Consider the following 22768-nt stretch of genomic DNA (forward strand, 5'->3'; position numbering starts at 1 on the left):
CATTCCAATTAAAACAAAATGGTATAATTTAACTTACTTCCAATAGCTACGATAATTTCTTTCTTACCATCAGCATCCCTGATCACTGGTTTCGCAGATCCATCAGCCAGTTGGATGTAGTAAGCTTTATCATCAATCAGGTATAAACCTTTGCTCACTTCTTCGATATTAGAAGCGGTTGCCAAAAGGAAATACAAATCTTTTGATGCTTTATCAACAGCAATCTCTCTTGTTAAACCTTGTCCATTTTCCATGATTTTAACGGCATCCGTAACATTTGTTCCATTGATAATGTACTTAAATTCCGGACGGTCTTGTTTGTCCATTACATAACCTTTGGTTCTGAAACCAGTACCAGCAGTATCAGAAACCCATTTAGCCTGATCGTTTGCTAACTTTGCAATGGCCAAGATTGGTTTTTGGGTGAAACGGGTAACACTACCCAATGCACGTGAAGTACCGTTTCCACGGCCATCCCACATTGGTGTTGCATCGATAAAATCGCCATGCCAACCTTGTAATAGGGTTCCATTGTCTAAATCGTAGCTGTATGCTACTTTTTCTGGTCCACCTACCGAAATGGCGTGTACCGAACGAACCCTTGGTGCCACATCAACAAAACTCCTGATCATATTATTGCTGGCTGCTTCAATATAAATCGGATCTGCATCACCGTTCTGGTTTGGCTTAGGAATTTCTGATAGCTCTTTAATTTCGATATTTCTAAAAGCTACCGAACCATGATCGCCCTGTAAACGTAATGGCCCCTTTGCTTTTTCAGCTCCGGCAGCTCCTCTTGTAACACCAAAAAGTTCAACATTCTCGTGTATCAATACACCATTTAATTCTATACTGATAATTTTCGCATTTTGAGTTTTCGTTCCGGAGGCATCAAATTTTGGCGCCTGGAATATAATTTTAATGTGTTGCCATAAACCTGGCGCTTTACTTGCATTTTGGCGCGGAGCAACACCTCCAAATCCTTTTTCAGCCTCTGGTTTACTATCATCCCAACGTTGGTAAATACCACCATTGTTTGATGAACTCGGATTTTTGATTCCCCAGGCATCATCAATCTGGATTTCGTAATTACCTTGTAGATAAATACCAGAATTTGAACCTTTTGCAGTTAAATAATCTAATTCAACGGATACGTCGCCATATTCGTTTGCCGTGTATAAATCGGCGCCCGCTTTTTTTGCTGTAGATTGGTTCACTAATATTCCTTCACCTTTGCTTACTTTTAAAGCATTTTCGGAGTTTAAATCGGCCACCACATTTTGTGCCAATGACCATGAATTTGAAGGATTTTTGAAGGCAGAAAGATCTTTGAGATCAATACGCTGGCCAAATGCCAGCAGGGTTCCGCAAAGCCAGACTATGGCTGTAAAACCCGTCTTCGAGACGTTGATGTTCATATATTTGGTTTGTTAGTTTTAGTCTGCTTAAAGACTAATATTCATTTAAAAATCCATCGGATAAATTACTTCATCCGATGAATATTGTTTTTCTATTTTTCTGTTGATAATGAATAAGGGAAATCAGCTGGATTTGAACCTCTGGTTTTGTTTGGGGTTGCTGTCATGTTAAAGTTTAACACCGCACCTTTTTGCAAACCGCTGTGGCTGATCCAGTTTTTAGAGTATGGTTTACCATTCATTTGCAACGATTGTACATAACGGTTACTATCGCTATTCGCAGCTGCATTGATCACCACTGTTTTACCATTTTCTAAAGTAACGGTTACCTTTTTAAACAAAGGTGCACCCAAAACATACTGATCTACAGCTGGTGTTACCGGATAGAAGCCCATTGCCGAGAAAACATACCAGGCAGAAGTTTGACCGTTATCTTCATCACCACAATAACCATCTGGCGTGGCTTTGTACATTCTGTTCATGGTTTCTCTCACCCAATATTGCGTTTTATAGGGAGCACCACCATAGTTGTACAAATAAATCATGTGTTGGATAGGTTGATTACCGTGTGCATATTGACCCATATTTGCAATCTGCATTTCGCGGATTTCGTGAATTACACCACCATAAGCACTCTCATCGAATACTGGCGGCATAGAGAAAACCGAATCCAATTTGGTTACAAATTTACTATGGCCGCCCATTAATTTGGCTAAACCATCAACATCCTGGAAAACCGACCAGGTATAGTGCCAGCTGTTACCTTCGGTAAATGCACCGCCCCATTTAAAAGGACTGAATGGGCTTTGGAAAGTTCCATCCTGATTTTTACCACGCATTAAACCAGAAGCCGGATCGAAAAGATTTTTGTAGTTCATGGCTCTTTTCTTGTAAATATCGATTTCCGATGCCGGTTTACCTAAAGCTCTTCCCAATTGATAAATGGTGAAGTCATCATAAGAATACTCTAAGGTTTTAGCGGCATTTTCGTTCTTTTTCACATCAAAAGGTACATAACCCAAATCGTTGTAATATTTAACACCATCGCGGCCAACGGCTTCCATCGGGCCTTCGTTGTTAGCGCCATGTTTTACCGCTTGCCATAATGTTTCGATGTCGTAACCACGCATACCTTTAATATAGGCATCAGAAACTACTGAAGCAGAGTTGTTACCCACCATAATGTTGGCATAACCCGGGCTGCTCCACTCAGGCAACCAGCCACCTTCTTTGTAATCGTTGATCAGGCCTTGTTGCATTTCCTTGTTGATCGATGGGTAAACCAGGTTTAAGAAAGGATATAATGCCCTGAAAGTATCCCAGAAACCTGTGCCGGCAAACATATAACCAGGTAGCACCTGTCCGTTATATGGGCTCCAGTGAACAATCTGGTTTTGTGCATCAATTTCATATAATTTGTTTGGGAAGAACAAAGTGCGGTACATTGCAGAGTAAAAAGTACGGGTTTGATCGATGGTACCACCTTCTACCGCAATTTTACTTAATGTTTTGTTCCAGGTTGCTCTGCCTTTTGCTTTTGTTGCATCGAAACCATCGTTTGCCAACTCTCTTTTTAGATTTAAATCTGCCTGCTCAAAACTGATAAACGAAGAAGCCACTTTTGCAATAACTTGCTCGCCTTTTTGTGTAGCGAAACCAATCACTGCACCAGCATGATCTACCGTTAATTCTAAATCTTTATCATTAAGTTTTTTATCGTCCCAGGTTTTTGCTAGTTTAAAATCCTTATTGAAATAGATTACAAAATAGTTTCTAAAGTTTTTAGGTAGCGGACCACGGGCATATTTGGTTGTATAACCGATAATTTTTCTTTCTGCCGGAATGATTTTAATATAAGATCCTCTATTTTGAGCATCTACCACTACATAAGAACTATCTGTTTTAGGGAAGGTAAACCTGAATTGAGCTGCTCTTTCTGTTGGGGTAATTTCGGTAGTTACATTCGCATCTGCCAGATAAACGCTATAATAATAAGGTTTAGAAACTTCTGCTTTATGGCTGAACCAGCTTGCGCGGTCTTCATCTGTAAATTTTAATTTGCCGGTAACGGGCATAATAGAAAAAGCGCCGTAATCGTTCATCCATGGTGATGGCTGGTGAGTTTGTTTAAAACCACGGATTTTATCTGCATCGTAAACATAAGCCCATCCATCGCCGTTTTTACCGGTTTGTGGCGACCACATGTTCATTCCCCAAGGCAATCCGATTGCCGGGTAGGTATTTCCATTTGACAGATCTGGTTTGGAGGCTGTTCCCATTAAAGGGTTTATCCAATCTACAGGATCTGTGATTTTGCCTATTGTTTGCGCGAAGCTGGTTGACGCCGCAACACTCAATAAAGCGATGAATAGTTTTTTCATTTGTTGTGTTTGTGTTTTTTTATGTGCTTGTAATTGTTTTCTAAACTTGCGAATTTTTTACGTAATCTGCCCAAAGTGCATCCAAATCTTTACCCGTTAATTTTTCCCAGATATTTTTGGTGTAGGTATGGTCTCTTAAAGAAGCATCAACGGCTTTAATGGTACCCGGTTTTACATTTTTTTCCATCCAGGCAAAAAATGCAGCCGTAATGCGATAGCTGTTTTGATAACTGTGATCTGGTTTTAGTGCTGGTAGCGACCATTTAGCACCTTCATTGTCTACGCCAAATTTATAGCGGGCATAATCTGCAATACCTTCTGTTAACCAGCCCGGACCAACGCTCCGACCATAATCCTGCACAATGTGCATTACTTCGTGGGTAACTACATCAATATCTTCAGGATGTTTAATCATCCACATCGAACTGAAAGTTACTTTTCCATCAGCAGTTGCAGCAACGCCATTATAAGCAGTATCAACAAAAAATTTGACCACTTTAATGGTAGATGGATTGTATTCTTTTGCCAGTTTTGGATAAACCTCGAAAAAAGTTTTAATCAAACGTTTTTTCAATTGTGGATCCAGTTCCTTGAAATTACTTTCGAACGATAAGGTGTAACCGTTCTTTTTGGTAATTTCCTGTGCTTTTAACTGCAATGAAAATGCGGAAACAAGCATTACAAAAATCGAAAGAATAGATATTTTTTTCATTTATCTGTGTTATTATTATTTTGGTTAGCGTGTTTAGTTGTGCAAAATAAATATAATATGTAAAACGTTTTAGTAAATGCCCAAAAATTTTACTTTAGTGATGATTATTTTTACAAACATGCGTGGATATGTTATGCTAAAGAGAAGTCAAGTTTTACAGGCATATGCCCAAGCAAACTTGACTTCTCTGTAAAATAGCTCCTAAACTTGATTTCCTGAAGTTATTTTTTACTGCTGTATTTTAAGGTTACTTTTAACGGTTCCTTACCATAATCGGCCCAAAGCTGATCTAATGTTTTTCCGGTTAAGGCAGTCCACGATTGTTCGGTATACTCGTGTGCCCTTAGTTGTTGATCTAATGCAGCGATTAAACCAGGTTTTACATTCTGCTCTAACCAGGCAAAAAAGCGGGCCGTAATCCTGTAGCTATTGGTATAACTCTGTTTTTCATTATAGGCAGGCAAGCTCCATTTCGAGCCCACATTGTCTACCCCATATTTATACCGAACATAATCGGCAATACCTTCGGTTAGCCACACCGGACCAGCGCTGTAGCCATAACCCTGAACAATGTGCATGGTTTCGTGCGTCACCACATCAATATCAGTTGGATGTGCTTTCATATAACCGGCACTAAAAAGAATTCTGTTTCCACTGGCTTCGGCTACTGCTTTATAAGCGGTATCAACCACAAACAATACATCGTGTGTTGATTTATCATTAAATGTTTTTACCAGTGTTGGGTAAATTTCGAAATAAGTGGCAATCAGATTTTTTCTTACAGCTGGATCTAAATTCGGGTCTTTGCTGATAAAGGTAAGCTCATAACCTTTGTGTTTTTCCTTGCTGTAAGAAACCCAGTTTTTCGAAAGTGCATTGAATAATTCTTTTTGGATTTTCTTTTGCGATTTATTTTTAACCCATTCACGGTTTACCTGTATTTCTCCAGCTTTAGCTTTGATTGTTGGTGTTTCATCCGTTACAAAATCCAATATCACATTTCTTTTTGTACGGTATCCATCAGCCTGGGCAAACCCAGGATAAACCTCAAAAAAAGCGGCTCTTAGTTTAGCATCTACAATGGCATTTGTTGCGCTGTCTTTATCGTTGATGGTAATTTTGTATTCTCTCTCCCTGTTTTGGGCAGAGGCATGCAAACCTAAAAGTGTGACGGTCGCGATTATTAAAAACTTCTTAATCATGTTTTTTTGTGTGTAATTAAAAAAATAAAGATCCAGCATGTGATCTGAATCTTTCTGTAAAATTAATATTTAGTAGGTAATATTTGGAAAATCCTTTTTTGCCTGTATCAGCTGAGGAGCCCAATCGTTACCTTGTTCATCCTTACTACCGAAGGCACTTAATGCAAGTGATTCTAGATTTGCACCAGCGGCACCACTCCAAAAATGAATAAATTCTCCAAAATTCATTCCTCTGGTATATTCGGGATAATAAGTAACACCGTTGCTCCATGTTTTTTGAGGGAAGTTTTTTGACAACAAAGTAAAAAAACCATTTAAGGCCTTAGTTTTACCATAGTTATTATAGATTGGATAAAACCAGTTTTTAAACCATTGGGTATTTGCCTTTGGAAAATTATCTGTAGTAGCCATCATTTTATCGTACCAACGAGTAGCATCATCATTACGGCCCAAGCCAAGATATACATCATACTGATATATTTCCATCCACTTACTGTCGTGCCAGATACCAAATGCCGGAGAGTTGTGCACACCTTTTGCAGCACCCTCTACGATATGACCGATTTCATGTGTAGAGAGGTCGATATCGTTTCCTGTACCTGACACCCATGCGTTTGCATCATTAGAACCGCAATCTGTAACATTTCTGTAATCATGACTTGCATCCATATAGGTTGAGGGATGGCCACCTCCATATTTACACGAATGATAAATGACATAAAGACGGGAATCGGAACCAAATTTACCGTAAGTTTTCTTGGTATAATTCCAGGCTTTGGCCATATATGTTTTGGGCCAGTTTATTGTGTTAATTACCGCATCATCATAATAAACAACAACACTCGTGTCATAATATACGCGGTTTAAATTTTGTATGTGTTCGAACCAGTGCTCTTTCCATTGTAATGGAGGGGCATTAACCGGTTCAGGATCGCTTTTGGTAATTTTACCAGTATCAACTGTTTCCGTTTTTTTGGCGCAACAGAGTACAACTCCGCTTAAAAGCCCTAAAAAACTTAGCTTAAAAATTCTGTTCATAGGAAGTATATAAGTTTAAAACAATTGCGCATGTTTTAAAAAAAACATGCGCAAAGGTAATCGACAGGAGAGTGGTTAATAAATTACCAACCAAGGTTCTGAACCATGTTGTTGTTTTTAAGTACTTCAGCGTTAGGAATCGGATAAAGATAATCACGTACCTTATTAAAAACACGTGTTTCAATAAGTGTTTTGTTATAAAATTCTGTACCAGATTTAGTCATATCCAAACCGTAAACGGCACCAGCATCAGTAGTTTCGGCAATTTTCCAACGACGCGTATCGAAATAACGCACATTTTCAAAAGCCAATTCTATCTGGCGTTCTTTACGTATTGCAGTCTGCATTTCTAATTGTGATGCAGGAACAGGCAAAGCATTAGCACCAGCACCATACTGAGGTACACCAGCACGCTCACGGATTAGGTTAAGATAGGTTAGGATAGCCACATTTCCTGGCTGAGATTCGTTTAATGCTTCAGCATAATCCAAATAGATGTTTGCCAAACGAAGCATTAATGCCCCTCTTCCGTTGCCATTAGCAGCAACATTTTTACGAATACCATAACCTGTTGGAGATACATCTGAAGTACTTTGAGATCTTCCTGAATTTCCGTTTAAAGTGAAATCTGTTATTAAAGCAGCCGATCCCGAAACCTGATTTAACCAATAACTGTTGGTATAGGTAATGCCAACATAAAAGCGAGGCTCTCTATTTGTCCACTGATTATAGGTACTTCTTTCTGCGATATCAAAAGGCGCTTTGAAACTAGAAAATCCTGATGCGTTATATCCGCTTTGAGCATCATCAATAGAACGACCATTTGCCATAAAATAAGCATCTACAATTTTTTGAGTAGCACCAATAGCCCCGCCTCCTTGTATACCGCTCGCTGATGATGCAGCACCAATGTGTTTTGGAGTACGGTCGTACTGAAGATAATTGCCACTGTTAGAACGGGCAAAAATCCATTCTTTGTTCCAGTCTTGAAGCATTACATTTTTACATGATTTGTAAGCAGCAATAAATGGATCGGCATCAGTTTCCTTATATAAAGCATAGTAAGTAGGTACAAATTCATCAATAAATGCTTTTGCTGCCGCAGCTGCTGTAGCCCATTTCGCTACATCGTTGGTTTGACTGAATAATTTAGTCCCATCAGCATTTGTTAAACCGGCATAACTTATATTGCCATTAAAAAGGGGACTAGCTTTTAACATCAAAGCTTCTACCTTGTAAGCTTTACAAACACCCTTGGTAATTCTTCCATACTGATCAAGATTTGGCGTATACGGCAAATCAGCATAAGCGGCATCCAATTCACTTACCACGAAATCGATTCCCTGATCAACTGGTGTTCTAGGTAAGCGAAGATCAGCTATTGGCGCATTAATATCAAGAAGGTCATCTCCCAGAATCGGCACTGGTCCGTACATTCTAATTAGATAGAAATAGTATAATGCCCGAAGTGCTTTTGCTTCAGCTTTGTAAGTAGATCTTACAGCGGCCGGAACTTCTACCGGATTAGCCGAATCAATATTCTTGATGAAATAGGTAGCATTCCGGATGGCCACATAATAGCCATTCCATAGATCAGCTACAGCCCCATCTGTATTGCTCCATGTACTCTTATTCATATTGTTACTGTAATTAAAATCCCAGTTGTATTTGGCTTCGTCAGACGAGGCTGTCCAGGTACCGGAATTATCCGTACTTGTATACCTTTGAGCAAGCTCATTTGGCAGTGAGTGATAAATATTAGCTAAAAAGCGTTCTGTATTTGCTCTCGATTTAAAAATATCATCAACAGTGATCACATCATCAGGAACCTGATCCAAATATTTTTTACATGAACCCATTGTTAATAACAACAAGCTCATCATGATATATATAGTTTTTTTCATTATTGGATTTCTATTTATTTCCTTGTTTTTTATCATTAGTTTTTGCTTAGAAATTCGCCTGTAAACCTATGGTTGCAGTTCTTATGTTCGGGTAAGCAGTACCATTAGAAGTATTTAGTTCAGGATCCCACAATTTAAAAGGACTCCAGTACCAAAGGTTTACCCCTTGCAGGTAAATCCGGGCATTTTTCATTCCTATACTTTTAAGTGTTCCTTTAGGAAGATTATAACCAAGATCTACCGTTTTTAAGCGGATGAAACTAATATCCTTAACCCAAAAAGTAGATGCAACAGAATTGTTTTTATTTGCCGTATTTCCGTATGCTAAACGAGGATAGAAAGCATCAGGATTTGGGTTATCAACTGTCCAGCGATCTTCAGCAATTGCAAATAAGTTACTGCGCTCAGCACCTGTGCTATTGTTAAAAGGAATAATTCCATCACCATTTAGCAACCTGTCTGCTCCCGAAACACCTTGAAAAAAGGCACCGATGTAGAAGTTTTTATAAGTTAAATTGAAACCAAAACCATAAGTTGTGGTAGGTACATCGCCATTACCGATACGCGTTACATCATTTGCATCAATTTTATTATCGCCATTCAAATCGCGGTATTTAATATCACCAGGGCGTACTGAACCAAGTGCAGCCTGACTTGGGCTATTATTGATTTCATCTTGATTTGCAAAAAGACCATCTGCAATATATCCAAATCTCGACAAGTAATTAACACCCCTGCGCTCCATATAAGCATAAGGCTGGGTTGGCTGATCATTTTCGAGAACTTTGTCTCTATTGTAGGTAAAAGTTCCACGCATTGACAATGAAATATTATCTGACAAACGCGTTGGATTAAACTCTAAAGTAGCATCAATACCTTTATTTTCTATTATACCTAAGTTACCGTAAGGGTTGCTGCTTAAACCAACAATAGATGGTAATGATTCTCTTTGCAAGAATACCCCTGATCTTTTCTCGTTGAATAAGTCAACAGTTAAATTCAATTTGGATTTGAAAGCCTGGAATTCTATTCCCAAATCTTGTTTATGCGATTCGGCCCACTGAACATCTGTACCATAGCTGCTGATAAATGTACCGTCGTAACCCTGGTTGTTCGAACCATTTCCGAAAGTATAGCTATTGTCGCCGCTCGTGTTAACCAGGGTTAAATAACCAAAACGTCTGCCGGCGTTACCGCCATCGCCTACTAATCCGTTTGAATAGCGCAATTTGAAGAAGTTGATAACATCTTTAACAGGCTCAAAAAATTGCTCATTCGATACAACCCATCCCACACCAAAGGAAGGAAAAAATCCATATTTCTTTCCGGGAGCAAAATTTTCTGATCCGTTGTAACCAAAATTCACCTCTCCGAAATACTTATCTGCATATGAATAGGTTGCCCTACCTGCTATACCCTGGTTGCGATAAGGTAATGAGTTGGTTAAGTTATCTGCAAATGGGTAGATCTGTTCTCTTTGATTATAAAGTAATAAGGCTGTTAAATGGCTTTTTTCACTTATATCACGATCATAATTAAGCGACCCTTCAAAATAAAACTGCCTGTTACCATCATTGGATTTATCATAATTTAAATTATCCGATCCTTCAGAAATCAGGTTCAGGTTGATGGTTCCGTCATCATTATAAGGTGTTCCACGGTTAATCAGATAACCACTTCTATTCCTTGTACGTTTGATCGTGTTGGTATTAAAAACGTCAAAGGAGTACAATACGTTTGCTGATAAACCCGGTAAAAAAAACTTCAAATCCTGATTGATTCTTGCGTTAGACATCACCTGATTACCAAAAATATTCTGGTAACCCGTTTGTGTAACCTGTGCATATGGGTTTGGCTGTGCGCCCTGCGAGTTTACAGAAGGAACAAAATTACCAGGGTACATGGTTGGATATAGTACCGGATTGGTTTGCATCACGTTAGAAAAAGCATCATTCGGGCTTACACCTGGATAATTCGTATTAGAAATATAACCTTGAATTCCCAATTCGAATTTGGTGGTTGTGGTCCAGTTCATCGATACATTAGACGTGAAATTGTATCGCTTAAACTTTGTACTGGCATCGTAGCTTTGTAAAGCATCGGTTCTCAACAAACTTTCCTCGTCATAATATGCACCTGAGATGTAATATGTAGCATTTTCGGAGCCACCGCGTGCACTAAAATTAGCCCTTCTGTTACTTGCAGTATTGGCAAACAACGCATCCATCCAGTTTACATTTGGATACAAATTAGGATCTTCACCTAAAATGGTAGAATTGATATAGTTATTGGTATAATCTTTATCTAATCCACTGGCTAATCTGGCTTCATTCCTCAAGAGCATGTACATTACACCATCTGCCAATTCAGGGCGTTTGGTAAAAGAAGTAATCCCCTGGTTATAGTTAAACATCAAATTCGGCTTTCCAGGTATTCCTTTTTTAGTTTGAATAACGATTACACCATTTGCTCCTGCAACACCATATACTGCAGTTGCTGCCGCATCTTTTAAAATGGTAAATGAAGAAATATCTTCAGGATCGAAACTATTGATATCCCTGCCCTGAACTCCATCAACAACAACCAGTGGACCGGCGTTATTGCCTGAGCCATTAAAAGTGGATATACCCCGAATCCAAAGGTCGGCACCATCTGCACCAGGCAAGCCTGAGCGCTGAACACCTACCAAACCGCTTATCCGACCGGCTAAAGAAGCACTTAAATTAGCTACGGGAAGTTTTAAATCCTCCATTTTAACGGTAGACTGGGCACCTACCACACTAATTTTTTTCTGCTGGCCGTAACCTACAATGGCAACCTCATTTAAACTATTTTCGGCTGCCTGCAGGGTAATGTTTAAATCGATAATGGTTTTAATTACCGTAACATAATCTTTGTACCCCACAAAACGGGCAACAATGGTATCTCCACGGCTTGCTTCTATGGCAAATTTCCCGCTAGGAGAAGTAACAACTGCTTTTTTTGATCTTAAGTTGGTAACACTTACACCTGGAACGGTTATGTTTAGTTCATCTTTGATTGTTCCGGTGATCTGAATACTTGCTTCCTGAGCTTTAGCATATATGCCTAATGCCATTAGCAAGCCTAAACAAAAAAGCTTTATGCCTGAAAAGGCGGATATATTAATTGGTTTATTTCTTAACATAGTTTGGGTTATTAATGCACCTTGTTCCGTTAAATAAGGTGATAGTGGGTAAATTGACGTATAGTTTAATGGATCTACAATGGTACTCTGATTACCGACCACTCACCGAGTTGAAATAAGGAGTCGCCGTTATTAGCTGTAACGCTAAGCCTATAAATTTTATAATCTTTAGTATTGGTAAAATCGTAGCGTTTGGTTAAACCTCGGGATGCAAATGCTTCACCTGTTCTGGTGTCAAGGTCCACCCACGTTGTTCCATCATTTGATGCTTGGACTTTCCAGTTTTTCGGATCACGTCCCGATGCGTCATTACCAGAAGTTAGTTTGTATGCAGCTATCCTTTGCGCTTTCGAGAAAGTTAATTGCATATAAAGCGTGTTCGAGTAAGGATTAATTAGAAATTTAGATCCAAGATCTCCATCCACCAGCTTAGTGGATCCTTCAGCAGCATTTTTACCACCAGAGTTTTCAATGTTAACCGATATTGTTCCCAGATAGGTTACATCCGTCTCTATTTCAGGGTCCGGAGGTAAAAGGTCGTATACCCTTGCATCTTTTTTACAACCAGTGGTTAACACAGCAGAAAACAAAAAAAGGATAAAAACTTGTTTAGTTAGTTTTAAAACATTCATAAAGTTTAGTTAAAATTTAAATCATATAATTATTGTTAGTAGTGTTTAACTGTTATGCGGTCAGATCTCATTCATCATAATACACTAAAACGTTTTAGTAAATCATTAAAGAGATTGATTCCTGATCATGAAATTATGGTATTTTAACATATGTTAAACACCATAATACTTATCCGATAAATATTATTTCTTTTAAAAAATAACTCCATCTATGATGCCGAAGCCTATCGGAATTGCTACACTAAAAGAACAGACATAAGAAGCTGAAAAATATATGTACCAGGAAATGTTTCCTGATTGCTATCCATATTTGTAAAATTCTTCTGCTGCTGCTTTTATCCGCTATAGTTTTTGTAATTGAAATCGGAGACTGAATATATCCATGTTATTTTGGACAGGGCGATACAACAACACTAGCCTCTTTAGTATCTCTTAAAAAAGATATTTTGAATAAAAATAGACTAGCTAAAGTATGCTTAGTAGTTTTTAGGTACATAAATTGTTGTTTTAGTTTGGTTTAGTTTCCGTCTAAAACGGAAGAGGATTTGTTAAAACGTAAATTTTACTTCATTGAGATTCTTATTTTATTTGTTTATGAATAGATAGTTAGTTCTAAGCAAGACTAAAACGTTTTAGTTTTATTTTTTAAAAAAAAGCCCTGATCTGGTGATCAACACTTCTCCTGTAGTACACTAAACTAAAATGTCTAATTAACTGAAGACTAAAACGTTTTATTAAACAATAATAAGCATATTATTAATAAATCAAAAATTATTTATTTTTTTTATTCAAGAAATCCCTAAAAAGTCTGTTTAATGAGGCAACCAAAAGAAAGAGGAATAAAAATATTCCATTAAAATACAGTATCCCTTAAAAAAGGAGAAAAAAACACAATTAACTACAGAATTAGAATGCAAAAATTTTAATTCTGTAGTTAAGTTATTAAATGAAAATGATAAGACACTGTTAAACAACTGTGAAAATAGCTAGATTAAGCTTAAATCGCAGCAGCTGGCTGCACCAATTAATGCAGCGTGTTCTTTTAATTCTGAAATTTTAATATCAGTATCAATTCCATTGCCTTTAAGCGTTGCAATGAGTTCGGGAGCGAATGCACTGAACGATTGTGCAATATTGCCCCCAACAATCACGGTATCAATTTTATGTTTTTTAATAATCGGGATTAGAAATTGGGCCAGGTTATAGCCGAACTCCATAAAAACCATGGTGGCAAAATGATTGCTTTCTACAATTTCGACCAGTTCTTTAACCCCAGCTACTTCGTTACCGCTCAATTGCTTAAAACGTTTTACGAACCAGCGCGTAGATAAGTAATCTTCTGCAATTCCATCTAAAAATTCTGAGTTCCAGAGGTCAGCATCAAAAGCTTTATAATTTAAGCAAAGGGAAGAACCAAGCCCTGTTCCTAAAGTTAAACCCAATACATTTGTGTTTCCTTTTGCAGCCCCCGCAAAAACTTCTCCCTGTAAAAACCCAGCGGCATCATTTATAAAATGAATATTCTCCGTAGGGATATCCAAACGTTTAGATAACTCCTCTTTAACATTCACCTGATATAGTGATTTAAACTTATCCTGGTCTTTAATCAAAGAAATTCCGGCATCATAATTAAAAGGGCCTGGCATGGCAATGCCAACATTTCTCGAACCATTTTTAATGTTTTGAAAAGCTTTATTGATAATATCGCACCAGGCTGATAAAATCACTTCTTTATTCTCCTGTGAGTTCACAGGGCTACGCTTGATAGAATCCTTCACCAAAGTTCTTGTTTCTAAATCCACCAATGCGGCTGTAATGTGCGAGCCGCCAATATCTACACCTAATGCAACAGGCTTTTCCATTCTATATCTATATTTCTGTTATCTATTTCTTTGTTCATTTGAATTAATTCGCCAAAAGTAGCGATTCAATATCTATTTACTGAGCGAAAATGGTTTATCATCCGCTAACACTCCCCTATTTAACGAAGGTTTAACATTCATCTCCAATTTTAATACACCACCATTTAGCAAATCACTATGGTTTATAAAGTTTTTAGTGAAATTTTTACCGTTTAACGTAGCCGATTTAATATAAACGTGGTTCTGATCATTTGCTGGTGCCTCAATCACGAATTTTTTACCGTTTTCTAAATTAATAGTGGTTTTTTTAAACATCGGGCTACCTATAACATACTCTCCGGTACCTGGTGTAACGCTGTAAAAGCCCAGTGCACTCAATACATACCAGGAAGAAGTTTGTCCCTGATCTTCATCACCTGGATAACCATTTTCAGTGGCATCATATAACTTATGCATCACCTCACGGGCATGAAACTGCGCTTTCCATGGCTGGTTGGCATAATTATACAAATATACCATGTGCTGTATGGGTTGGTTTCCGTGTGCATATTGTCCCATATTGGCCATTACCATTTCGGTCATTTCGTGGATCATCCCACCATACGAACCTACATTCACTTTATTGGGCTCGGTAAAAACAGAATCAAGCTTGGCAATAAAATTGTTATTTCCGCCCATCAGGTTAATCAGGCCTTTGGTATCCTGAAAAACCGACCATTGCCAGTGCCAGGCATTACCTTCGGTAAACGGTCCGCCCCACTCGGTTGGGTCGAAATTTGGCGACCATTTGCCTTCCGCATTTTTACCCCTCATAAACCGCGTTCCGGGATCGTAAACATTTTTATAATTGTACATCGGTTTTTCGAAAACCTCCATATAATGTTTATCACCGATCATTTTGGCCAATTGGTAAGCGCAATAATCATCGTAGGCATATTCTAAAGTTTTAGCCGTAGCTTCTCTATATTTTGGATATGGAACATAGCCCAGTTGGTTATACTCAGTTACCCCATCTCTACCATTTGCCGGGCCCCATGGTCCTTTGTTCATTGCTTCATGGTAATACGCATCCAGGGCTTTTTTTGGATCGAAGGTTTTGATTCCTTTTGCCCAGGCATCTGCCAATAATGAAATGGCATGGTTACCAATCATACTTCCGGCTTCGCTCGGGAATGACCAGGAAGGCAACCAGCCACATTGTTCGTAAGCATCGAGCATAGCCTGCATATAACGGCCGTGCATTTCGGGCTGTACCAATGTATTTAATGGAAACTGCGCGCGGAAAGTATCCCAAAAACCAGTATCGGTAAACATGTATCCATCATGTACCTTACCATCATAAGGACTAAAATAGTAGGGTTTTCCAGCTTCGTTAATTTCGTAAAACTTTCTGGAGAACAAACTTGCCCTGAAAAAGCACGAATAGAAAGTTTCCATATCGGCTTTAGAATCACCTTCCACTTCTACCTTACCCAACGATTTATTCCATACCGCAGCGGCATTGGCTTTTGTATCTTCTAATGTTTTATCATTGCCCAATTCACTGTTTAAATTCAATTCGGCCTGTTTTAAACTGATGTAAGAGGAAGCCGTTTTAACCTGGACTTTCGATCCTGATTCGAACTGTACAAACGCACCTTTTCCCAATCCTTCGGCGGCTATCGAATCTTTATTTACCGTATTGCGTTTGTTCTCCCAGGTGCCGTAAGCTTTGATCGGTTGATCGAACCGGACTACGAAATAACTTTTCCAACCTCTTTTAAAGCCTTCTCCATTGTTTACCCAGCCAGTTATTTTGTTTTCTTTAGGAAAGATCTGAATACCGCTTAATCTGGTATAGCCATCTAAAACCAAAAAGCTTCTTTTACCTTTTGGATAACTGAAACGTAGGTGAGCACCGCGTTCTGATGGCGAAATTTCTGTGGTAATTTCGTTTTCGAAGGTTACTTTGTAATAGTTTGGCTTGGCAATCTCATCTTTATGGCTAAATTTTGCTTCACGCTGATTTTCATCTACAATCAGTTCATCGACCATAGGCATTAAAGAAAATACCGCGTAATCTCTTGTCCACGAACTGCATTGATGTGCCTGCTGAAAGCCTCTGATTTTATCTTTAAAATATTGATATTTCCAACCATCACCATTTCTACCTGTTTGAGGTGTCCAGGTGTGCATACCGAAAGGCAATGCGATTGTTGGGTAAGTATTCCCCCTTGTAAGTTCATGTTTGGAATTGGTTCCCTGTAGGGTGTTAACATAGTGGACCCAATCCTTCTGCTGCGCCAATAACCCTTTGGCGGCAATGCAAAATAAAATTGATGTGATTAATTTAAGTTTCATTTTGTGTTTGTGTGTGTTTATTATTTTAAGCTGATGTTTACGGCTACACCTTCACTATAATTTTCGAATCCCAAAAGCAATGTTCTTGTTCGATTATCCCACTCATTTTTGGTGAGCAATAAATCCTTACCACTGGTTTTTGCAGTAATTGTTACTGGTTTTGCGGGCAATAAGATCCGCATGATGTTATAGGTATTGGCCGGGCTTCTGGCAATAAAGCTGTAACTATTTTTATCAATAAGCTCGTTCGTTACTCTTGATGCTGCGGCTAAAACCTGTGGTTTATTTTTATTCTCAACTTTATTGAGATCGAAAAGATAAGCCTGTGTTTTTGGCTCAATTATTTTCTGATTTAAAATTGGTAATTCGGGATTGAAAAGATCGATATAACTTCCGAAGAGCGTTAGTGGTTCTTTGCTCGGACTTTCATCAACCACCGCGGCAATAACGAAGGCTCCGCGGTTTAACACAAAATTGTTTTTGATAATCAGCTCCCCAGCTTTTGCATCGGCTTCGTAAGCCGTTTTAAGCGTTGAGATAAAATCTGCATCGCCATTGGCTTTCATAATCAATTCTTTCGGATCCTTTCTCACCATATAAACTCTACCGCTACCCACATTATAGGCCGAATCGGCCGTTGTTGGGTTTATGCCCAACAGGCCAAAAAGATGTTCAGATGGAGCCTTAAATGTATTTCCCTTTGTATTCCACCACTCTTTAATGTTCTGAAAGGGATCATTATCTCTTCCGAAATATAAAAGCACTCCCCCGCTTTTAACCCATTTTGTGAGCAGCTCATGATATTCCGGCAATAAAGGTTTCATGTTCGAATAACTCATGATTAAAACCTTGATGTCTTTCAAGGTATTCTTATTGGCTAGATTTTCGATGTGCACGGTTTCTACCGGAATACCATGTTTCAATAATGGAATGGCTAAACCATAGGTATTGGAAAGATAAGGATCGCTGTAGCCCTGATGTGTTGGAAAATTCTGGAACATTAAAGAGTTTGATAACAAAACCCCAATCCCCTGACTACCGTTCAATTTATTTTTAGACAGTGGCATCTGGTTAAGCGAATTCACCATTACCTGCATTTGTGTAGCATAATCGGGCGAAATCGGCTGTTTTTCTTTCATCCCCTCTACCACAAACTTGCCTTTATATATTCGGTTTGGCCAGGGCATTACCTCATAATTATCAACCATAGGGTACAATAGCTCTGCAGTAAATGTGGCCTGATAGTTTACCTTATAATCATCCCATGATCTAGCCCTATCTTCTATCGGATCGGTTAGAAAGAATATTTTTCTTCCCGTTGGGGCTGTCATCGAAACCATCGATCCATATTCGAGAAAAGCATTTTCGAATACCCGCTCTTTACTTTTTCCATTGTAGAAAACCGGTTCGCGCGAGGTACCTGTCCATACCTGAGCGATATATCCATCCATGCCATCAAGATTGGCCAAACTGGCCTCCGGACTCACAATATGCCAGGAAGAATAATTGAGCAACGAATGGGTAGGCACATAACATTTAACGCGTTTGCCCTTACTTAAGCTATAACTTTTAACATAGCTAAAAACCTCTTTTAAGGCATTAAAATAAAGCTGATATTTTAACTTTGAAGACAGATAGGTTGCTTCCGGCGATTCGTGTTGCGGCATCCAGGGAGAACCATAAAATTTTTGCCATTCCTTTTTGAAAGCTTCACTGTAACCAGCTCTTGCCCAAAATTCAGGTTCTTCCAGGTAAATTGCGCTTACTCCTGCATCAATTGCCCGCTTTACATGGGTTTTCATATAAGCCAGGTAACTTGCCGATGGAACAGTATAAGGAACATTATTACCATGCCAGATGGTTTCGCCATTTTGCATCACCTGGCCTTCATCTAAATGGTTTTTTCCGTCCCACTCCCCCAGGAAATAATCTTTGTACTGCCCCCAGGCAATACCGGTCATAAACTGAACTTCGTAGCCTTTATCCCGATAGCCTTTCACACGTTCTTCGAAACTCACCTTGCCATCGTTTATGCCATACACCATTGCAATATCTGATCTTACATCATAATCAGCACTCCAGGGTGCTGAAACCTGAAAAGAAGTTTTTTCTTTAGGTTTTACCTGTGCAAAAACATCGTTGTGCAAAGAAAAAGCAACAATTGATAACGAAATTAATGTACAGGATTTAAGGGAGATCATATATTCTGGCTTATTTATGCTTTAGGATTCTACTTTAAAGGAATTATTTAATATTCCATTTATAGGCCAGCATTTTGATAAAGTAACCGCCAACAACACTTCGGGCCTGGAAACCTACCATTTTACCATTGGTAGTTTCGTGCCAATCACTTATAGGAACCTTGCTTTCCGTTTCAGTAGCGTAACGATAAATCGGTTGGATAAACTTTTGAAAATCAGCTTCATTATCAGCTAAAGTGGCAGTCCACATAATCCAATCTGATTTAGTATAAGTTTTACGGCTATCTAATGGTAAACCGAAATCCTTTTGTTTAGTTAAATAGAAATCGATCTCTTTTTTGTATACCTCTTTGGGGAAAAGATCAAGTTTTAAAAGTTTATCCCAAACCAGATTATATTTCTGGCTCCAGGTATTTTTATCGTTAAAAGTTAATGCGTAGTGGTCGCCGTCATCGGCAAGTTTCATCCAGTTCTGCGCCATCTGTAAAGCAGCGGTTCTGTATTTTGTGGCCAGGTCGGTTTTACCCAATAGCTGAGCCATTTGCGCATAACCACCCAAGGCTACAATTGCTTTTACCGATAAATTTGCATTACGTGCTAAATGACCTGCAAAATCATCCGTACACAATTGATTGGCTGGATCGAAACCTTCTCTTAACAGGTAATTTGCCCAAACAGACATCACTTCCCAATGTTTTTCGGCATATTTTGCATTGCCTTCTGCTTTGGTAATGGCAGCGGTTAAGATGATCATGTTACCCGCTTCTTCTACAGGCATATCCTCGCCATAGGTTTGTCCGTTCGCCAAAGGATAGGTTCCTAAATCATGTGCAGCAAAAGGTTTTTTCCATTTTCCGCTTTCCGAATAATAGAAAATACCATTCAGCATTCCTTTGAGTAACTCTGGGTTGTACACTAAAAATTGTGGTGCTGAAGGGTATGTTACATCAACCGTATTGATTGATCCGTTACTAAAGTTTTCTTTGGATAAGAACAGAATATCTCCATTAGGTGCATATACGATTTTATGTGCGGCAATTGCCTGCCTGTAGGCCAGTTTACACATCGCTGCATATTCTTTGCCACCTGCTTTTTCTGCATCACTATAGAGTTTAGCATCAAAAGTTGCACATTTACTTTTTAAAGAAGGATATTGCGTGTTTGCTTCGGCCAATTGATCTTCGAATTGCTGCGAACCAGATTGTCTCCAAACCGGTGATAATTTTTCGCCAAAATATTCTACCGATTTTAAATCGTCGTAACCGATCATGATATATTTCTCAACTGCAGCAGAAGAAACCGAACCAAAAGGGATCACGCTACTCAGATTTAAGCTTTTTGAGTTTGAAACCTGTGCCTCGGTAGGGTATTTTGCCGTCATAAAACTTTTCAGACTCTCATGCTGTGAACTTATAAACTGTGTTGCTTTAAATTGAGCAGGAACGGCCACATATAAATAACCCCAATCGATGCGTACATCATCACCGCGTTTTTTTAATATAGATTGCTCTACAGTACCCGTTTTTAGGATAGAAAGGTTATTTTTTGAAGTTTTCCAAGCAGAAACCGATTGATTTGGCGTATTTACGGCAATATTTGATGAGGCCCCAAAGAACACGTCAACTTTATGCGATTTGCCATCAGTTGATTTTACTGCATAGTTGATATAACTGATCGGTCTGGCAGTTAATTTAATATCATTAAGCAACAAAGGCGAAGTAAAGCTTACCTGCAATTCTACATTCCCTGCTGTAAAAGTATATTTTGTAGTGGTAGCTTCGATGTTTACATTGGTTTGGGTGGCAGAAGCTATTTTTACATTCTGTGCATCTTCTTCAACAATTCCGGCATCCAAATGTCTGCCCCCAGCCGTATTTTTGCAATGGATGGCCAATACATTTTTACCTTTTTGCAATATGCCATCTTCGATGGGTAAATAGCTATAATCAGAAACCCAGCCATTTTTCCGGTAAATCAATTTCCCGTTTAAATAAACCAGAACATTGTCGTCGTGATTGAGTTTAAGATATTTTTTAGTTGCTGATACATCTGCCACATCAAAAGTTCTTCTAAAATAGAGGTCATCAGAATTCCATTTTGTTTTGTCGGCACGGTCATCACCAAATGGAGCATCACCTTTTTTCCACGATGCATCGTTATAATTACTGCTTTCCCAATCTTTTTCGGGCTTGTCGAAAGTATAATTTGCCTGATATTTTAAATCATCGGCAGCTGGAAGTATGGTTTTATAAGTCTTGGTTTCCTCACCTAAAAAGCGATAAAATTGATCATCTACTTTTATTACGCCTAATAATGACTGTTCTTTCCCTGTCCAGTGTTTGGTAACCGATTGATTAAGGCCATCTCCGAAAGACCAAATACTAAAATAAGCATCGTGTGTAATTAATGGATAAGCTGGTGCTTTGTCTTGTGCTTTAATTGTTAAATTAAAAAAAAGACATAGTGCAAGTAAGGAAAGGTTTCTCATAAATTAATATTTGGTTCTTTGTACTGAATAAATCGTTTTACTTGATTTATCCACCAAATATTTCATTCTCAAAATCGAATGTAAATGGAGAAGATAATTCTAGTTTAAAGTGGTTTTTTGTTCGCTAAAGCCGCATTAAAGTAAAACGTTTTACTAATCCAATATTAGAGAAATTAAAATCATATTAAAATAGCCTATTGTAACATTTAAGTTACAATATAATTAATCTCTAATGATGAGTTTCGCAGGAATAATGACCTGTTGATTTTCGGGATTTGCTTTAGATGACAATTGTTTAAGAATGATTTTGATTACATTTTCCGCAATTTCTTCCAATGGCTGTTGAACTGTCGAAATACCCGGTGTATGCAGTTCGAAAGCTTCGTGGTCATCATAAGCGATAATGGCGAAATCATCTCCTATTTTCTTATTGATCTTTTTTAATACTTTTAAACCACTTATCGCCAAATAGTTTGTTGCAAATAAAACGGCATCGATTTTTTTAGTTTGTAGAAGTGTTTCAATCTGATCAATGGTTTCACTTTCTTTCTGGTTAAAATGGATCTTTAAAACCAGATTTTCGTCGTATTTGATCCCGTTATCTTCCAGTGCTTTTTTATAACCATCATAACGTTCTACAATCTGTTCTACATTAATATCGGTGGTAACCAATGCGATATTTTTTTTGCCCTGGCCGATGAAACTTTGTATAGATTGGTAGGAAGCATTAAAATGATCGGCCCCAACGTAACTGGTATTGATATCGGGCAAATTCCTGTCAAAGAAAATAACCGGGTTACCATCATCTAAAAGCATCTTGATATCTTCTTCTATTCCCTTAATCGGCGAAATAATGTAAGCATCAACCTTACGCGATTTAAACATATTGATTAATTCTTTCGCTTTATCTACGCTATTTTCGGTGCTGGAATAAATAATTTTATATCCTTTTTTGTAAGCCTTATCTTCGATTAACCTCGCTATTCTCGAAAAAAAAGAGTTGGAGATATCCTCAATGATTAAACCAATGATATTGGAATTACCTGTTCGTAAACTTCGTGCTATCTGATTAGGCTTATAACCGCTTTCTTCGATAATTTTTTCTACTTTCTCGATTACTGCTTCACTTATCGATTTCTCCTTTGCTTTACCGTTAATAATGAAGGAAACTGTTGTAATGGATACGTTTGCTTTTACAGCTATATCTTTGATGGAAAGCGATTTCATTTGGTTGGAAGTATTTTAAGTTAATCAATTCAAAGCTAAATAAAAACTGTAGCTTTTAAATTTTGCTCATTATAAAAACGCAATTTAACATTTTTTATGTTAATCGTTTTAGAAACACATGCTAAAGGTTGTGATAATAGAATAGTGAGTGCTTAAAACAACAAAAGGCGCTATTAAAGCGCCTTTTGTATCAAAAT

At 38.2% G+C, this 22768-nt stretch carries 13 protein-coding genes; all 13 read right to left on the minus strand.

Translation table 11 applies throughout. The annotated features are described in order from the left end of the window. Nucleotides 1–8: 8 nt before the first annotated feature. The 13 genes from R2S57_RS24070 to R2S57_RS24130 all read right to left on the minus strand — a co-directional run bounded on the left by R2S57_RS24070 (nucleotide 9) and on the right by R2S57_RS24130 (nucleotide 22571). On the minus strand, nucleotides 9–1418 hold the full coding sequence (locus R2S57_RS24070; RefSeq protein ID WP_316847472.1) for a DUF1080 domain-containing protein: 1410 nt from the start codon (nucleotides 1416–1418) through the stop codon (nucleotides 9–11). A gap of 92 nt (nucleotides 1419–1510) precedes the next feature. Continuing rightward, complete coding sequence (locus R2S57_RS24075) at nucleotides 1511–3799, minus strand: GH92 family glycosyl hydrolase (protein WP_316847473.1); 2289 nt, start codon at nucleotides 3797–3799, stop codon at nucleotides 1511–1513. Between the two features lie 40 nt (nucleotides 3800–3839). Next, on the minus strand, nucleotides 3840–4511 hold the full coding sequence (locus R2S57_RS24080) for a basic secretory protein-like protein (RefSeq protein WP_316847474.1): 672 nt from the start codon (nucleotides 4509–4511) through the stop codon (nucleotides 3840–3842). 221 nt (nucleotides 4512–4732) lie between these two features. Next, nucleotides 4733–5713: a basic secretory protein-like protein gene (locus R2S57_RS24085; protein ID WP_316847475.1), complete on the minus strand. Its 981-nt coding sequence runs from the start codon at nucleotides 5711–5713 to the stop codon at nucleotides 4733–4735. 69 nt (nucleotides 5714–5782) lie between these two features. Further along, nucleotides 5783–6751: a hypothetical protein gene (locus tag R2S57_RS24090; RefSeq protein ID WP_316847476.1), complete on the minus strand. Its 969-nt coding sequence runs from the start codon at nucleotides 6749–6751 to the stop codon at nucleotides 5783–5785. A gap of 83 nt (nucleotides 6752–6834) precedes the next feature. Beyond that, nucleotides 6835–8655: a RagB/SusD family nutrient uptake outer membrane protein gene (locus R2S57_RS24095; RefSeq protein ID WP_316847477.1), complete on the minus strand. Its 1821-nt coding sequence runs from the start codon at nucleotides 8653–8655 to the stop codon at nucleotides 6835–6837. A 46-nt stretch (nucleotides 8656–8701) separates the two neighbouring features. Continuing rightward, nucleotides 8702–11752, minus strand: coding sequence for a TonB-dependent receptor (locus R2S57_RS24100; RefSeq protein WP_316847478.1), 3051 nt, complete (start codon nucleotides 11750–11752; stop codon nucleotides 8702–8704). Nucleotides 11753–11895: 143 nt separating this feature from the next. Further along, the gene (locus R2S57_RS24105; RefSeq protein ID WP_316847479.1) at nucleotides 11896–12453 is read right to left on the minus strand and encodes a discoidin domain-containing protein; all 558 of its coding nucleotides are present in this window, start codon (nucleotides 12451–12453) and stop codon (nucleotides 11896–11898) included. A 986-nt stretch (nucleotides 12454–13439) separates the two neighbouring features. Then, on the minus strand, nucleotides 13440–14315 hold the full coding sequence (locus R2S57_RS24110; protein ID WP_316847480.1) for an ROK family protein: 876 nt from the start codon (nucleotides 14313–14315) through the stop codon (nucleotides 13440–13442). A gap of 72 nt (nucleotides 14316–14387) precedes the next feature. After that, nucleotides 14388–16655 (minus strand): GH92 family glycosyl hydrolase, encoded by a 2268-nt coding sequence (locus tag R2S57_RS24115; protein WP_316847481.1) that lies wholly within the window; start codon nucleotides 16653–16655, stop codon nucleotides 14388–14390. 20 nt (nucleotides 16656–16675) lie between these two features. Then, nucleotides 16676–18856, minus strand: a complete 2181-nt coding sequence (locus R2S57_RS24120; protein ID WP_316847482.1) for a hypothetical protein — start codon at nucleotides 18854–18856, stop codon at nucleotides 16676–16678. 43 nt (nucleotides 18857–18899) lie between these two features. Next, nucleotides 18900–21344: a glutaminase domain-containing protein gene (locus R2S57_RS24125; protein ID WP_316847483.1), complete on the minus strand. Its 2445-nt coding sequence runs from the start codon at nucleotides 21342–21344 to the stop codon at nucleotides 18900–18902. A 222-nt stretch (nucleotides 21345–21566) separates the two neighbouring features. Next, nucleotides 21567–22571 carry a LacI family DNA-binding transcriptional regulator gene (locus R2S57_RS24130; RefSeq protein WP_316847484.1) on the minus strand — a complete coding sequence of 335 codons (1005 nt, stop codon included), beginning with the start codon at nucleotides 22569–22571 and terminating at the stop codon, nucleotides 21567–21569. Between the last annotated feature and the right edge of the window lie 197 nt (nucleotides 22572–22768).

It is taken from the genome of Pedobacter psychrodurus (genome assembly GCF_032678585.1).
Taxonomy (GTDB): domain Bacteria; phylum Bacteroidota; class Bacteroidia; order Sphingobacteriales; family Sphingobacteriaceae; genus Pedobacter; species Pedobacter psychrodurus_A.

Excerpts from the sequence above, each read along its gene's own strand:
- R2S57_RS24120 (WP_316847482.1), bottom strand. The coding sequence starts at position 18,856 with ATGATCTCCCTTAAATCCTGTACATTAATTTCGTTATCAATTGTTGCT.
- R2S57_RS24080 (WP_316847474.1), bottom strand. The coding sequence starts at position 4,511 with ATGAAAAAAATATCTATTCTTTCGATTTTTGTAATGCTTGTTTCCGCA.
- R2S57_RS24075 (WP_316847473.1), bottom strand. The coding sequence starts at position 3,799 with ATGAAAAAACTATTCATCGCTTTATTGAGTGTTGCGGCGTCAACCAGC.
- R2S57_RS24115 (WP_316847481.1), bottom strand. The coding sequence starts at position 16,655 with ATGAAACTTAAATTAATCACATCAATTTTATTTTGCATTGCCGCCAAA.
- R2S57_RS24100 (WP_316847478.1), bottom strand. The coding sequence starts at position 11,752 with ATGGCATTAGGCATATATGCTAAAGCTCAGGAAGCAAGTATTCAGATC.
- R2S57_RS24125 (WP_316847483.1), bottom strand. The coding sequence starts at position 21,344 with ATGAGAAACCTTTCCTTACTTGCACTATGTCTTTTTTTTAATTTAACA.
- R2S57_RS24105 (WP_316847479.1), bottom strand. The coding sequence starts at position 12,453 with ATGAATGTTTTAAAACTAACTAAACAAGTTTTTATCCTTTTTTTGTTT.
- R2S57_RS24095 (WP_316847477.1), bottom strand. The coding sequence starts at position 8,655 with ATGAAAAAAACTATATATATCATGATGAGCTTGTTGTTATTAACAATG.
- R2S57_RS24130 (WP_316847484.1), bottom strand. The coding sequence starts at position 22,571 with ATGAAATCGCTTTCCATCAAAGATATAGCTGTAAAAGCAAACGTATCC.
- R2S57_RS24070 (WP_316847472.1), bottom strand. The coding sequence starts at position 1,418 with ATGAACATCAACGTCTCGAAGACGGGTTTTACAGCCATAGTCTGGCTT.
- R2S57_RS24085 (WP_316847475.1), bottom strand. The coding sequence starts at position 5,713 with ATGATTAAGAAGTTTTTAATAATCGCGACCGTCACACTTTTAGGTTTG.
- R2S57_RS24090 (WP_316847476.1), bottom strand. The coding sequence starts at position 6,751 with ATGAACAGAATTTTTAAGCTAAGTTTTTTAGGGCTTTTAAGCGGAGTT.
- R2S57_RS24110 (WP_316847480.1), bottom strand. The coding sequence starts at position 14,315 with ATGGAAAAGCCTGTTGCATTAGGTGTAGATATTGGCGGCTCGCACATT.